The sequence below is a fragment of the Streptomyces sp. NPDC052079 genome, assembly GCF_040680275.1.
GTDB lineage: Bacteria > Actinomycetota > Actinomycetes > Streptomycetales > Streptomycetaceae > Streptomyces.
In genome coordinates this window covers 171756-186474 of sequence record NZ_JBFAWL010000003.1, presented here as the reverse complement: position 1 = coordinate 186474, position 14719 = coordinate 171756, and the positions used below count along the sequence as shown (strand labels likewise).

Here is a 14719-nt window from a genome sequence, read left to right as displayed (position 1 = left end):
AGTGGCGCTCCGGAAGGGGAAGCAGGGGTCTGGGGAGGGGACGGATCCCGGGAATCAGGTGAGCGAGCCCGTCATGGCGAGGGAGTGCAGAAACCGCGTCAGGGTCATCAGGACGTCGCGGCTGGAGGCACGGCGCCGCACATCGCACTCCATGATGGGGATCTGCTCGGACAGATCGAGGGCGGCCCGCAGGTCGGCGACGGGGTAACGCGGGGCGTCGGGGAAGGAGTTGACCGCGACGACGAACGGCACGCCGCGTTCCTCGAGCCGGCCCATGACGTCGAAGCTGACCTCCAGGCGCCGGGTGTCGACGAGTACGACGGCGCCGAGCGCCCCCTCGAACAGCCCGTTCCAGAGGAACCAGAAGCGCTCCTGGCCGGGTGTGCCGAAGAGGTACAGCACCAGCTGGTCGGTGATCTTGATGCGGCCGAAGTCCATGGCGACGGTGGTGGCCGTCTTGGACGCGGAACCGAAGTTGTCGTCGACCCCGATGCCGGCCTGGGTCATGGTCTCCTCGGTGGTCAGCGGTTTGATCTCGCTGACCGAGCCGACCATGGTCGTCTTGCCGACGCCGAAACCGCCGACGATGACGATCTTGACCGCGGCCTGTGCCGTGTGCGGCAACTGATCCTCGGCCCGGGGTCCCGGGATGGTCTCAGAGCCTTTGAAGTCCATGCATCACCGCTTCGAGAAGGGAACGGTCGGGGAGCGCCTTGCGGACGATGGGTAGGCGCGCCTGGACCAGTTCCGCCGTCAGCATCTCGGTGAGCAACACGGTCACCACGCTGAACGGCAGGCTAAGGTAGGCCGACAGTTCGGCCACGGACAGGGGGGCGGCGCAGAGCCGGAGCAGCGCCGCCTGCTCGGGGGTGGCGGAGGGCGGGGGGTCCGGGGAGCGGGCCACGATCAGCGTCACGAGGTCGATGTCCGCCCGCTGGCCGTCCGGTCCGGCGACGACGTACAGCCGCTCGGGGTTGCCGCCCTGGCCCTGCTTGCCGGCGGGTTCGGCCGGCTGCGGAGGGGGTCCGCCCTGGGGGGTGCGCCTCTGGCGTTGCGGAGGAGTCATACGGTCTGCCCGTTCCGTCGCGGCGGACTGGTCAGATGGGCGCCGATGCGGACGACGAGGTCGCGCATCATGCCGCCCATGCGGCCGGGTTCGCAGGTCATGTCCGAGAGCACCGCGAGATAGGCGTTGGCGCCGGCCGCCATCAGGTAGAAGTAGCCCTGGTTGATCTCGATGAGCACCATCTTCATCTCGCCGTCGCTGTGCGGGAGTTCCTGGGCGACGGCCCCGGCGAGGCTCTGTACGCCCGCGCAGGCGGCGGCGACCCGGTCGGCGGCGTCCGGCTCGCCGCCGTAGCGGGCGATGCGCAGACCGTCGGCGGAGAGCACCACGATCATCTCGACGCCGGGTACGCCGTCGGCGAGCTCCTTGAGCATCCAGTCGAAGTTGGCTCGTTGCTGGATCACTTGAGGTCCCCCTCGTCCTCGGCCTCGGTGCGGGCCGGTTCGTTGATGAGATGCAGGTAGGCGGTCGGATTCCGGGTGAAGTCGGTGGGGTGGACGCCCGGGTCGAGGTCCTTCTTCAGGCCCTCCCAGAAGGCGTCGACCCACAGGCCGGGTTCGCGGTCGTTCTGCTTCTTCTCGGGCTCGGGCGTGGCCCAGATGTCGTGGTACTCCTCGCCGCGCTCCTTGGCCTCCCGCTCGGCCCGCTCGGCGGCGGCCTGCTCGGCGTACCGCTGGGCCAGGGGGGTCTTCACCCGGCTGCGGCGCTGCGGCAGACCGCCCGCGGTCCACTCGGTGACCTCGGGGACGTCGTCCTCCATGGAGACCGTGGCGGGGATGCGGGGGCTGGTGGGGCGGCGCTTCTTGGGTGTGCGCTCCGGGCCGGGGAGGGCGTCGACCGGGCGGGGCACGGCCGTCGCCCCGATGCCGTGGGCGAGGCCCACACCGGGCTCGTCGGTGATCATCTCGCTCGGTACGACGAGGACGGCGCGGACGCCGCCGTAGGCGGAGGCGCGCAGCGAGACCTTCATGTCGAACGCGGTGCACAGCCGGCCGACGACGGCGAGGCCGAGGCGCGGGTTGGCCCCGATCTCCTGGAGGTCGACGCCTCGCTGGGCCTGTTCGAGGATGCCCTCGATCCGGGCGCGGGCCTGTTCGTCGAGGCTGACTCCGGCGTCCTCGATCTCGATGGCGACGCCGGTCTGCACCGCGGTGGCGGTGACGCTCACCTTGGAGGTCGGCGGCGAGTAGCGGGTGGCGTTGTCGAGGAGTTCGGCGGCGGCGTGAATGACCGGCTCGACGTAGATGCCCTTGATGTTGATCTTGGCGATCGACTTCAGGTCGATGCGGCGGTACTCGAGGATGCGGGACATGGCGCCGCGCAGCACGCTGTAGAGCGCGACGGGCATGGGCCACTGGCGTCCGGGCCGGCCGCCGCCGAGCACGGAGATGGTGTCGGCGAGGCGGCCGATCAGCGCGGTGCCGTGGTCGATGCGCAGCAGGTCGTCGAAGACCTCGGGGTTGCGGCCATGGTCCTCCTCCATCTCGCGGAGTTCGTTGGCCTGCTGGTGGACGATCGCCTGGACGCGGCGGGCGATGCTGACGAAGGAGCGCTGGGAGGAGTCGCGCAGGTTCTCCTCGTCGTCGATGATCTTCAGTGTCGTCCTGAGCAGCTGGATCTGGTACTTCGGCAGGTCGCGCCAGGACGGGTTGAGCGTGGGCAGGGCGCGGATCACCTCGTCGGGGTCGTTGCCGCTGTGCAGGTGGTCGAGGGCCGCCGGCATGACCTGCTGGCTGAAGTACTGCGTCTCCGTGTCGTGGGAGGCGATCCGGGCCTCGAGATACGCACGGTGACGGTCGTATGCGGCTCGGGCCTCCCTCAGCGTGCGGCCGCGGCGCGCCGCCTCGGCTGCGGCGGCGGTCACCAGCAGGGTGGCGACGGCGCCGCACACAGCGACGGCGGTCCGGGCGGGCTCCGTCACCAGGGCGACGGCGACTCCGGTCGCCGCGGCCATCACTATGGCCGGCAGCAACAGCACGCGTGCGTAAGGAAGTTGGACACTCGCCATGTGAGCCCTCTGAAGCGAATCGACTGATGGTCGGGGAACGTGCACATAGGGGAACAAGCGCACGAATTCAGCTCAACTCGGTGCGCTGCGGGCGAGCTTAGTCCGACGGGATCATCGCCATGTCATATTCAGCAAGTGCCGGAAACGGCCCCTGGGGCAGGAGTACGCTCGGGGTCATTTGCACGGTGCGCCGCTGTTCGAACACAGCACGTCACGGGGCACGGGCGTACGAGAATCACTCACCGTCATGGGTGAGGGAGGGCCCTGCGGCAACCCGATCCTGCCCACGAGGACGGCCGGTGATGCGGCCGGCGAGGGCGCACGGGACGCAAAAGCCCGGCGCGCGGGGAGCGCACCGGGCTGTCGCGTGGTGTCGGGGGCGGGGGGTCAGCTCACGGAGGAGTAGGCGACCACGCCGCGCAGCAGTCCGTCGACCGCCTTCCGGGCGCTCCTGGCGACCGTCGAGCCCTCCGTGGACGGTGCCGCCGCCGCGATCTGGCCGAGCACGTCGATGACCTGCTTGCACCAGCGCACGAAGTCGCCGGCGGGCATCTCCACCTCGCGCAGCACCTCGTCCAGGCCCTTGCCCGAGGCCCACATGTAGGCGGCCCAGGCGAAGCCGAGGTCGGGCTCGCGCTGCCCCACACCTTCCGTCTGGCTGATCCCGAAGTCCTCCTCCAGGGCGTCCAGCCGGCCCCAGATGTGGACCATCTCGCCGAGCGCCGCCTTCGCCTTGCCCGAGGGCAGCTTGGGCACCATCGCGTCGTCGGAGACCCGGGCCTCGAACACCAACGCCGAGACGCACGCGGCGAGTTCGGCGGGAGCGAGCCCCTCCCAGACGTCCTCGCGCAGGCATTCGCTGGCCAGCAGGTCGAGTTCGCCGTACAGCCGGGCCAGCCGCTTACCGTGCTCGGTGACCTCGTCACCGCGCAGGTAGTCCATCTCGGTCAGCAACGCCACGATCCGGTCGAAGGTGCGCGCGATGGTGTTCGTCCGGCCCTCGATCCGGCGCTCCAGCTGCGCGGTGTCGCGCTTCAGCCGGAAGTAGCGCTCGGCCCAGCGCGCGTGGTCCTCGCGGTCCTGGCAGCCGTGACAGGGGTGCGCCCGCAGCGCCTTGCGCAACCGCGCGATCTCACGGTCGTCGGCCGCCTGGGAACGCTTCTTGCGGTGCCGGTCCACCGTGATGTGCCCGGCCTTGGTGCGCAGCGCGGAGGCGAGGTCCCGGCGCGACTGCGGGGAGCGCGGGTTGAAGGACTTCGGGATCCGCATCCGCTCCAGCGCCTCCACCGGCACCGGGAAGTCGATCGACGCCAGCCGCTTGACCTGCCGCTCCGCGGTGAGCACCAGCGGGCGCGGACCGTCGTGGTACTCGACGCCGCGGTGCCCGTTGGAACGGCCCGCGGGCAGCCCCGGGTCGAGCACCAGCGCCAGCCCCGCGTACTTGCCGGTGGGTACGTGGATGACGTCGCCGGGCTTGAGCTTCTCCAGCGCGACGGCGGCCTCGGCCCGCCGCTGCGCCGCGCCCTGCCGGGCCAGCTCGTTCTCCCGTTCCTTCAGCTCGCGGCGCAGCCGCGCGTACTCCTCGAAGTCGCCGAGGTGGCAGGTCATGGAGGCCTTGTAGCCCTCGAGACCCTCCTCGTTGCGCTGTACCTGACGGGAGATGCCCACGACCGACTTGTCCGCCTGGAACTGCGCGAAGGACGTCTCCAGCAGTTCCCGCGAACGGTGCCGGCCGAACTGCCCGACCAGGTTGACCGCCATGTTGTACGACGGCTTGAAGCTGGAACGCAGCGGATATGTGCGCGTGCCGGCCAGCCCCGCCAGGTACTCGGGGTTCATGCCGCGCTGCCACAGCACGACGGCGTGGCCCTCCACGTCGATGCCGCGCCGGCCGGCCCGGCCGGTCAGCTGGGTGTACTCGCCGGGGGTGATGTCGGCGTGCTGCTCGCCGTTCCACTTGACGAGCTTCTCCAGCACCACCGAGCGGGCGGGCATGTTGATGCCGAGCGCGAGCGTCTCGGTCGCGAACACGGCCTTCACCAGACCGCGTACGAACAGCTCCTCCACGACCTCCTTGAAGGTCGGCAGCATGCCCGCGTGATGGGCCGCGATGCCGCGCTCCAGGCCCTCCAGCCACTCGTAGTAGCCCAGGACGTGGAGGTCCTCGGCCGGGATGGAGGAGGTGCGCTCCTCGACCAGGGCGCGGACCTGGGCCCGCTCCTCCTCGTCGTTGAGTCTCAGGCCCGCGTACAGGCACTGCTGGACGGCGGCCTCGCAACCGGCGCGGCTGAAGATGAAGGTGATGGCGGGCAGCAGACCCTCGGCGTCGAGCCGTTCGATGACCTCCGGCCGGCTCGGTGTCCACACCCGCGAGCGCTGCCGGCGCTCCCGCTCCCGGTCGGCCTCCCGCATATTGTTCCGCCCGCGCCGGCGGTCGGGGTAGGACGGGCGGCTGGCCTCCATGCGGGCCAGGCGGGTCAGGTCGGGGTTGACGGCCCGCTTCCCGCCCTCGGCCTCCTCGAACAGGTCGTACATGCGCCGGCCGGCGAGCACATGCTGGAACAGCGGCACGGGCCGGTGCTCGGAGACGATCACCTGGGTGTCACCGCGGACGGTGTCCAGCCAGTCGCCGAACTCCTCGGCGTTCGACACCGTCGCCGACAGGGAGACCAGGGTCACGGACTCGGGGAGGTGGATGATCACTTCCTCCCAGACGGCGCCGCGGAAGCGGTCGGAGAGGTAGTGCACCTCGTCCATCACCACGTAACCGAGGCCCAGGAGGGTCTGCGACCCGGCGTAGAGCATGTTCCGCAGCACCTCGGTGGTCATCACGACCACCGGGGCGTCGGGGTTGACGCTGTTGTCACCGGTGAGCAGGCCCACCTTCTCCGCGCCGTAGCGGCGGCACAGGTCGGCGTACTTCTGGTTCGACAGGGCCTTGATGGGTGTCGTGTAGAAGCACTTCTTGCCCTGCTGGAGGGCGAGGTGGACGGCGAACTCGCCGACGATCGTCTTGCCGGAGCCGGTCGGCGCGGCGACCAGCACGCCCTTCCCCGCCTCGAGCGCCTGGCAGGCCTCGATCTGGAAGGGGTCCAGGCCGAAGTCGTACATCTCGCGGAAGGAGGCGAGCGCGGTGGCCTGCTCGGCAGCGCGCCTGCGTGCTGCCGCGTACCGCTCGGCCGGTGAGAAATCCTCTGTCATCGTACTTTCGAGCGTACCCGGCCTCGCCCACAACAGAACGATCATTATCGGGAACGGTCCCGGTGAGCGGCGGTGGCAGCCCCGTTCAGGGGCCCACCACCCGCAGGGCGCCCGGCACGCACCGCGCGGTGAGCGGCAGCGGTCCCACCGGTTCCCCGTCCGCATACCCGGTGACCTGTTCGGCGGCCAGCTCCACGGTCGCCGCACGCAGCACGGTGATCGCGGGATGGTCGATGTGCGTGCCCCGGTACACCCGGGGGAAGACCCGCAGCAGCGTGGCCCGGCTGCACTCCCCCACCACCGTGATGTCGAACAACCCGTCGGTGAGATCCGCCCCGGGGCATATTCGCATGCCGCCGCCGTACGACGGCCCGTTCCCGACGGCCACCAGCGTCGCCTCGACCTCGCGGACCTCGCCGCCGTCGAGGGTGATGCGGTACGGCAGGGGCCGGAAGGCGGCCAGCTCGGCGACCACCGCGAGGTCGTACTTGAAGCGGCCGAGGGGCATCCGCATCCGGTTGCCGCGGTCGTTGACCCGGGAGTCGAAGCCCGAGGCGAGCACGGCGCCGAACCAGCGCTCCCCGATGCGGCCGAGGTCGATGTCGCGGACGCGGCCGGACTTGAGGGCGTCGGCGATCATCCGCCCGGCGGCGGCCGGCTCCCGCAGGGGCATGCCCAGCGCGCGGGCGAAGTCGTTGCCGGTCCCGGCGGCGACCAGCCCGAACGGGGTGCCGGTGCCGACGACGGCCTGCAGGGCGAGGTTCACCATGCCGTCACCCCCGACGGCGATCAGGGCGCCGGTGCCGTCCTCGATGGCGGCGCGCGCCCGGGCCAGGGCGTCCTCGGGGTCGTCGCCGAGGACGGTCCGCACCGAGAAGCCGGCGTCCCGCAGCGCGGCGGCGGCCGGCAGCGCCGCGCGGGCGCCCCGGCCGCGGCCCGCGGTGGGGTTGACGAAGAGGGTGATCTCGCTGGTCACGGGAGTGACCCTATGAGCTGAGAGGCGGTCCTCAGGTCACGTCGTCATAACCGTTGACCCGGTCCTTCGTGACCTGCTCGGGGAGGGCGGCCACGGGTTCCGCGGGTTCGACGGGCTCGGGGGTGAGATCCAGCTCGGAGGCCTCGTCGTCGGCGGGGCCCGCGGACTCCCTGCGGGCGCGCCGTCTGTCGTTGAGCAGCGAGAACGCCACGGCGACGAAGTAGAGGACGACGATGGGTCCGGAGAGCGCGATCATCCCCACCGGGTCGGTGGTGGGCGTGGCGACCGCGCCGAAGACGAAGACGCCCATCACGACCCCGCGCCACCAGCCGGCCATGCGGCGGCCGGAGACGATGCCGACCATGTTCAGCATGATGAGCAGCAGCGGGAGCTCGAAGGCCAGACCGAAGACCAGCACCATCCTGATGGTGAAGTCGAGGACCTCGTCGAGCGAGAGGATGTTGGCCGATCCCCCGGGCGTCAGGCTGAGCAGCACCTTGATGCTGACCGGGAGGATGACGTACGACAGGTAGGCGCCGCCGACGAACAGGGGAACCGCCGCCGAGACGAAGACGTAGGTGTACTTCTTCTCGTGCTGGTGCAGCCCGGGGGCGACGAAGGCCCAGAGCTGGTAGAGCCAGACCGGGCTGGAGACGATCAGGCCGGCCATGAGGCTCACCTTGATCGTGGTGGTGAACGGCGAGGTCAGTGTGTTGAACGAGACGATGGCGCAGTTGCCGCCGTCACTGTTCGCCAGGTCCTCGCACTTCGGCACCGGCTCGGCGAGGAACTGCATGAGCTGCTCGCTGTAGAACGCGGCCGCGATCGACACGATGACGATCGCGAGGACGGCCTTGGCGAGCCGGTTGCGCAGCTCACGCAGGTGCTCCACGAGGGGCATCCGCCCCTCGGGATCCCTCTCCTGATTGCGGGCAGACTTGAGCAACCCACGTTCCCATCTCGTGCGGCGGGCCGGTGGTCACCGGCCCTGCGTCAGCGCTTGGTCGTGTCCGTCGGCTCCGTGACCGGGCGGGAGCTGGTCACGTCGCCGGGGGCCGCCTGGATGGTGCGCTGCGCCGGGGGCTGCTCGCCGGTGGCCGGCGGGTCGGCGGGGGCGGTGGACTTGTTGTCGTCCTTCATCGCCTTGGCCTCGCTCTTGAGGATGCGCGCGGACTTGCCGAGCGAGCGCGCCATGTCCGGAAGCTTCTTCGCACCGAACAGCAGGATGATGACGACGAGGATCAGAATGATCTCGGTAGGTCCGAGCCGTCCCATAAGTCTTTACCTTCTCACCGAGGCGGGTGGGTGGGTGGCTGTCCGACCGGTCGGACAGGAGTCCGAACGACGGTGCTGACAGCGATCGTAACCCTCAGGGGCAAACGCCAGGCAATCCCCGCGCGTACTCCCCTCTACGGCCCGTGCCTCGCTCCCCGAACCGCGACCAGCAGCGTACCTGCCACCCCCACCCCAAAACACCCCACGCCCTACCCACCACCCACGGTCACCACTACGCCGCTACCGCGATCCGCGGGCAGTCGTTCGTGCCGCTGGGGCGGCACGGGCGGGCGCGACGGCACCCCGTTGCGCGCGATCCGCGGGCAGTCGTTCGTGCCGCTGGGGCGGCACGGGCGGGCGCGACGGCACCCCGTTGCGCGCGATCCGCGGGCAGTCGTGCCGCTGGGGCAGCACGGGCGGGCGCGACGGCACCCCGTTGCGCGCGATCCGCGGGCAGTCGTGCCGCTGGGGCGGCACGGGCGGGCGCGACGGCACCCCGTCGGCGCCGGGCTGCGCAAACCACCCCCGGCCCACACCAACCCGGTCACCCGCAAACCCCGGTCACCTGCAACAGCCCAGACACCCGGCACCCGGCACCGATCGCACACCGGCACCGGTCACACCGCAAAACCGCGGAAGCCGCTCAGAGCGCTTCCGCGGACCGCACCGCCCCACCAGCCGCCCGCTCCAACTCCTCCGCCGCCCGCCCAATCCGGCGAGCCGACTCCGTGACCTGCCTCCCCAGCCGCTCCGCCTCGACGAAGACCCGAACGGCAAGCACCCCGAGCACCACAAGCCCCAGGAACCCCACAGCAACCGCGAACATCGGCCAGAACATGAGGCGAGCCTAGACCGTCGAGTGCAGCCGCAGCGTCCGGACCCCGCCACCGGTCAGCAACTCCACGATCCGCTCCCCCGCCGGCTTGCGGACGGCAGCCCCGCACCGGGGGCAGGTGAAGGAGTAGAACGTCGTCCGGCTGCTCGCCCCGATGGCCAGCCGCAACGCGCTCGCGGCGAGCTCGAACCGCTCCCGGCAGTCCGGACACCCCGCCCGGAACATCACCGGGGCGACACTCCTCATCCCGGCGAACGCGGACGCCGCCGTGATACCCCGCGCTCCGGGGTTCGCCGACTCACTCAAGGCCCTCGCTCCTGCCTGTCGTCCCGGCCTCCTCGATCCCGTCGAGCCCGTCGTACGCCGCCAGCGCCACGCGGGCCACCTGACGGGCGCTGTCGGCCAGCTCAGGCGGCTCGACGATGCGGCCGTCGCGGCCGAGCCGCAGGGCCAGCCGTCTGAGCGAGGCGGGATCGGGGGTGCGCAGAGTGATACGCAGTCCGCCGTCCGGAAGCTCATCCGCGCTGTCGTGCGGGTAGTACTCGGCGACCCAGCGCCCGCCCGGCGCGACCTCGACCACCACCTCCGGATCCTCGGCGGCGGGCTGCACCAGCCCTTCCGACAGGTCCCGCAGCTCGACCTCGGGCGGCGCGGACGGCTCGTCGAGGATCCGGATCTCGGCGACCCGGTCGAGCCGGAAGGTGCGGCGCGCCTCGGAGCGCCGGCACCATGCCTCGACATAGGTGTGACCGACGCTGACCAGGCGGATCGGGTCGATCTCCCGCTCGGTGACCTCGTCGCGCGCGGGCGAGTAGTAGCGGATCCACAGTCTGCGGCGCTCGGCGATGGCGCGGTCGACGTCCGCGAAGACGCCGCCCTCGGACTCGAAGGTCACCGAGAGGCGGGAGCTGGCGCCCGCCGCCTCACCGGCCGCGGTCTCCACCTTGGCGGTGGCGCGCAGCAGCGCCTGCCGGTCGCTCTCGCGCAGTCCGGGGAGCGTCGCCACGGCGCGGGCGGCGACGAGCAGGGCGGTGGCCTCGTCGGCGGCCAGCCGCAGCGGCTCGGCGGCCTCCGCGCCGAGGGCCGCCGGGTTGTGCCACCAGATGCGCTCGCCGTCGGTGTCGATGTCCAGCAGATCACCGCCGCGGAAGCTGGTGCCGCACATGGGCAGCACATCGAGGTCGGAGACCAGCTCGTCTTCGGTGATGCCGAAGGCGCGCGCCACGTCCTCGACCCGGGCGCCGGGGCGCTCCCGCAGATACGTCACCAGGGAGAGCATCCGCCGGGTCTGGTCGATGGCGTTCACGGGCCTGACCGGTTTGCCTGCCACGTCTTGTCCGCTCCCCCTCAGCCCTTGGCCACGGCGCGCAGCCGGTCCACCACGTCGGCCCGCAGTTCGGCGGGCTCCAGGACCACCACATCGGGCCCGAACTCCACCAGCCAGGCATCCAGGCCGTGACCGTACGGAATCTCCAACTCGTCCCAGCCGTCACCCAGTTCCCGCACCGAGGTGGCCTTCGCCCGAAGGGGGTAGCCGGCGTCGGAGCGCAGCCGGATGCGCGCCGAGCGGTCGGCGGTCTCCCCGGCCCAGCTCGCGACGGTCTCCCGCACGGTGACGACGTCGGGGACCGGGACGGTGAACCGGCCGCTGCGCGAGCGGACCTTGCCGGTGATCCGGGAGAGCCGGAAGACCCGCTCGGCGCCCCGGTCGCGGTCCCAGCCGGCCAGGTACCAGTGGCCGCGCCAGCACTCCAGCGCCCACGGTTCGACGTGGCGCTGCTCGGGGTGGGCGGCGTTGGCCTTGCGGTAGTCGAAGACGACCGCCCGGCGGTCACGGCAGGCCAGCATCAGCGGCTCGAACGCCGCCTCGTGCACGGGGATGCGCGGTTCCAGCGCTCCGTGGGCGCCATACGGGTCGACGTCCTCCGGGAGGCCCGCGGCGCGCAGCTTCTGCAGGGCGCCGCTGGCGGCTCCGGCGAGCCGGGCCTGCTGCCATACCTTGGCGGCGAGCCCGAGGGCGGCGGCCTCCTCGGCGTCGAGGGTGATGGGCGGCAGCCGGTTGCTGTCGCGGCGGGCGAGATAGCCGGTCTCCCCGTCGAGGTTCTCGACGGTCTCGATGACGAGTCCGAGTTCGCGCAGGTCGTCCTTGTCGCGCTCGAACATGCGGTTGAAGGAGTCGTCGGACCCGGCTTCCAGATAGGCCTCGATGGACTCCCGCAGCTCTCGCTTGCTGAGCGGCCGGCGGGTGCCGAGCAGACACAGCGCCAGATTCATCAGCCGCTCGGCCTTGGCAATCGCCATCGACGCGCTTCGCCTCCCTATGGTGCTTAGACCGATGACCGTACCGTCCCCGGTGGCGCGGTAAAAGCCGAGGGCCCATGCCCGGACAGGCATGGGCCCTGGACGATCGACTCCGGTCGGATCAGACGCCGAGCAGGTCGACCACGAAGATCAGAGTCTCACCGGGCTTGATCGCCGGGGTGGGGCTCTGGTCGCCGTAGGCGAGGTGGGCGGGGATGGTCAGCTGACGGCGGCCGCCGACCTTCATGCCCTGCACGCCCTGGTCCCAGCCCTGGATGACCCGGCCGGCGCCCAGCGGGAAGCGGAAGGGGGTGCCGCGGTTCCAGCTGGCGTCGAACTCCTCGCCCGTGCTGAAGGCCACGCCGACGTAGTGCACGGTGACCGTCTGGCCGGCCCGCGCCACCTCGCCGTCGCCCTCCCAGATCTCCTTGATCTCGAGGTCCGCCGGGGGCTCGCCGCCCGGGAAGTCGACCTCGGGCTTGTCGATGTTCACTTCTTGAAGCTCCTGCTTGTCTGCGGAAAGGCGAACACGCACAGTCTTACATCCCTACGGCGTCACAGCTTGGCGAGGATGTCGACGGAGAAGACCAGCGTGGAGTCCTTCTTGATGTCGCTGCCCTGCGGCGGGTTGTCGCCGTAGCCCAGCTCCGGGGGGATGACGATCAGGACCCGGCTGCCGACCTTCTTGCCGGTGAGACCCTGGGCCCAGCCCTTGACGACCTGCTGGAGCGAGAACGACGTCAGCTGTCCCCGGTCGTAGGTGGAGTCGAATTCCTTGCCGCTGTCCCAGAGCACGCCCTTGTACTGGACGAGGACGCTGTCGTCGGCGCCGACCTTCTCGCCGTCGCCCTCCAGGATGTACCTCGACACGAGCTTCTTCGGCGGGTCGGTGTCGGGCACCTTGATGGAGGGCGCCTTGCCGTCGGTGTTGGTGCCGACCTTGGGCAGGTCCTTGTTGTCCTGGGCGACTTCCCTGCCGTCGGCGGAGCTCTTGGCGTTGAAGGTGTCCTGCACGTCGACCACGAACACCAGGGTGTCGGTGCCCTTGATGCCCGCCTGCTCGTTGCCCTGCTCGCCGTAGCCCCAGGTCGGCGGTACGGCCATCTCGACCCGGCTGCCGCTCTTCTTGCCGATGAGCCCGTACCGCCAGCCGTCGATGATGGTGCCCTGGGCGAGCTGGATGGCCAGCGGGGTCTTGCGGTCGTAGGAGTTGTCGAACACCTTGGCGGTGCTCCACACCTGACCCAGGTAATGAGCGACGATGAAGTCGTTCTCGGCGATCGTCCTGCCGCCGCCCGCGATGACCGTCCTGACCGCAAGGTCCTTGGACGGTTCGCCGGTGCCCTTGGCGACCGTCGGCTTCTCACCGAACTTCTTGCCCGCCGTGATGGGCGGCAGCGGTCCGTCCACGATCTTCGGCGACGGCGCGGCGGACGTCTCCGGCGCCGACGGCGACGCGCTGTCACTGGCCTTGTCCGAGTCGGACCCGTCGTCGCCGCACGCGGCGAGGGTGGCCAGTCCAGCGGGAACGGCAATGAGAAGTGAGCGTCGGCGCACGGTGGGGGCCTCGTAATCATCGATCTTGTGGATGGCGTCCGCGCAACTCTACGGCGTGAGAAGGGCGCCGCACTGTGTAACGTGCGGCGCCCGTGTGACGTTCCGGGAATCTCGGGGTCCCGCGAGGAACGCGTGTCTCACATTCCGGCGATCAGCTTCTCCACCCGTTCGTCCACCGAACGGAACGGGTCCTTGCACAACACGGTGCGCTGGGCCTGGTCGTTGAGCTTGAGGTGCACCCAGTCGACGGTGAAGTCGCGACGCTGCTCCTGGGCGCGCCGGATGAAGTCGCCCCGCAGCCGGGCGCGAGTGGTCTGCGGCGGTACGGACTTACCCTCGAAGATCTTCAAATCGTTGCAGATCCGGGCGGCTTGTCCCTTCTTCTCCAGCAGGTAGTACAGACCCCGTCGGCGGTGGATGTCGTGGTAGGCGAGGTCTATCTGCGCGACCCGGGGGTGCGACATGGTCATGTTGTGCTTGGTCCGGTACCGCTCGAGCAGCTTGTACTTCATGACCCAGTCGATCTCGGTGCCGATGCGGTCGAGGTCCTCGGACTCGATCGCGTCCAGCGTACGGCCCCACAGCTCGAGCACCTGCTCCACTGTGCCGGTGCGGATGCCGCGGCGGTCGCAGAAGTCCAGCGCCTTCTCGTAGTACTCGCGCTGCACCTCGAGCGCGGAGGCCTCCCGGCCGCTGGCCAGGCGCACCTTCCTGCGCCCGGTGATGTCGTGGCTGACCTCACGGATCGCCCGGATGGGGTTCTCCAGGGTGAGGTCGCGCATCACGGTGCCCGCCTCGATCATGCGCAGTACCAGGTCGGTGGCGCCGACCTTGAGCAGCATGGTCGTCTCGGACATGTTCGAGTCGCCGACGATGACGTGCAGGCGGCGGTAGCGCTCGGCGTCCGCGTGCGGCTCGTCACGCGTGTTGATGATCGGCCGGGACCGGGTCGTCGCCGAGGAGACGCCCTCCCAGATGTGTTCGGCACGCTGGCTGACGCAGTAGACGGCGCCGCGCGGCGTCTGCAGCACCTTGCCCGCACCGCACAGCAGCTGCCTGGTCACCAGGAACGGGATGAGGATGTCCGCGAGCCGCGAGAACTCCCCGTGCCGGGCCACGAGGTAATTCTCGTGGCAGCCGTAGGAGTTGCCGGCGGAGTCGGTGTTGTTCTTGAAGAGGTAGACGTCGCCCGCGATTCCCTCCTCGTGCAGGCGTCGTTCGGCGTCCACCAGAAGTCCCTCGAGAATGCGCTCGCCGGCCTTGTCGTGGGTGACCAGTTCGGTCACGTTGTCACATTCCGGCGTTGCGTATTCGGGATGTGACCCTACGTCGAGATAGAGGCGGGCGCCGTTCCGCAGAAAGACATTGCTGCTTCGGCCCCATGACACGACACGGCGGAAGAGGTACCGCGCCACCTCGTCAGGCGACAGGCGGCGCTGTCCCCTGAACGTGCACGTGACGCCGTACTCGTTCTCCAGCCCGAAAATGCGGCGGTCCATG

General features: G+C 70.3%; 15 protein-coding genes. All 15 read right to left on the bottom strand.

From position 1 onward, the window contains the following. Positions 1–54 precede the first annotated feature (54 nt). Entirely contained in the window at positions 55–675 is a 621-nt protein-coding gene (locus AB0L56_RS08220; RefSeq protein WP_361034390.1) for an ATP/GTP-binding protein, read from the bottom strand. Beyond that, complete coding sequence (locus AB0L56_RS08215) at positions 656–1066, bottom strand: DUF742 domain-containing protein (RefSeq protein WP_361034393.1); 411 nt, start codon at positions 1064–1066, stop codon at positions 656–658. Before AB0L56_RS08215 ends, AB0L56_RS08220 begins: the two co-directional genes overlap by 20 nt. Further along, a complete protein-coding gene (locus AB0L56_RS08210) occupies positions 1063–1470 on the bottom strand; it encodes a roadblock/LC7 domain-containing protein (RefSeq protein WP_361034396.1) in 408 nt (135 codons plus the stop codon). Before AB0L56_RS08210 ends, AB0L56_RS08215 begins: the two co-directional genes overlap by 4 nt. Next, positions 1467–3074: an ATP-binding protein gene (locus AB0L56_RS08205; protein ID WP_365420289.1), complete on the bottom strand. Its 1608-nt coding sequence runs from the start codon at positions 3072–3074 to the stop codon at positions 1467–1469. Before AB0L56_RS08205 ends, AB0L56_RS08210 begins: the two co-directional genes overlap by 4 nt. Before the next feature lie 387 nt (positions 3075–3461). Continuing rightward, positions 3462–6320, bottom strand: a complete 2859-nt coding sequence (locus AB0L56_RS08200) for a DEAD/DEAH box helicase (RefSeq protein WP_365420286.1) — start codon at positions 6318–6320, stop codon at positions 3462–3464. A gap of 40 nt (positions 6321–6360) precedes the next feature. Beyond that, a complete protein-coding gene (locus tag AB0L56_RS08195; protein WP_365420283.1) occupies positions 6361–7251 on the bottom strand; it encodes a diacylglycerol kinase in 891 nt (296 codons plus the stop codon). 31 nt (positions 7252–7282) lie between these two features. Continuing rightward, complete coding sequence (gene tatC, locus AB0L56_RS08190) at positions 7283–8152, bottom strand: twin-arginine translocase subunit TatC (RefSeq protein WP_365420280.1); 870 nt, start codon at positions 8150–8152, stop codon at positions 7283–7285. Positions 8153–8244: 92 nt separating this feature from the next. Continuing rightward, entirely contained in the window at positions 8245–8526 is a 282-nt protein-coding gene (gene tatA, locus AB0L56_RS08185; protein ID WP_361034411.1) for a Sec-independent protein translocase subunit TatA, read from the bottom strand. 643 nt (positions 8527–9169) lie between these two features. Continuing rightward, positions 9170–9364: a hypothetical protein gene (locus AB0L56_RS08180; protein WP_365420277.1), complete on the bottom strand. Its 195-nt coding sequence runs from the start codon at positions 9362–9364 to the stop codon at positions 9170–9172. A gap of 9 nt (positions 9365–9373) precedes the next feature. Then, positions 9374–9667 (bottom strand): hypothetical protein, encoded by a 294-nt coding sequence (locus AB0L56_RS08175; protein WP_365420275.1) that lies wholly within the window; start codon positions 9665–9667, stop codon positions 9374–9376. After that, entirely contained in the window at positions 9660–10691 is a 1032-nt protein-coding gene (locus AB0L56_RS08170; RefSeq protein WP_365420272.1) for a WYL domain-containing protein, read from the bottom strand. The genes AB0L56_RS08175 and AB0L56_RS08170 overlap by 8 nt, the downstream gene beginning before the upstream one ends. A gap of 17 nt (positions 10692–10708) precedes the next feature. After that, positions 10709–11662, bottom strand: coding sequence for a WYL domain-containing protein (locus tag AB0L56_RS08165; protein ID WP_365420269.1), 954 nt, complete (start codon positions 11660–11662; stop codon positions 10709–10711). A gap of 121 nt (positions 11663–11783) precedes the next feature. After that, a complete protein-coding gene (locus AB0L56_RS08160) occupies positions 11784–12155 on the bottom strand; it encodes an FKBP-type peptidyl-prolyl cis-trans isomerase (RefSeq protein ID WP_361034426.1) in 372 nt (123 codons plus the stop codon). A gap of 62 nt (positions 12156–12217) precedes the next feature. Then, entirely contained in the window at positions 12218–13219 is a 1002-nt protein-coding gene (locus AB0L56_RS08155; protein ID WP_361034429.1) for an FKBP-type peptidyl-prolyl cis-trans isomerase, read from the bottom strand. 137 nt (positions 13220–13356) lie between these two features. Beyond that, a complete protein-coding gene (pafA, locus tag AB0L56_RS08150) occupies positions 13357–14718 on the bottom strand; it encodes a Pup--protein ligase (protein ID WP_361034432.1) in 1362 nt (453 codons plus the stop codon). Between the last annotated feature and the right edge of the window lies 1 nt (position 14719).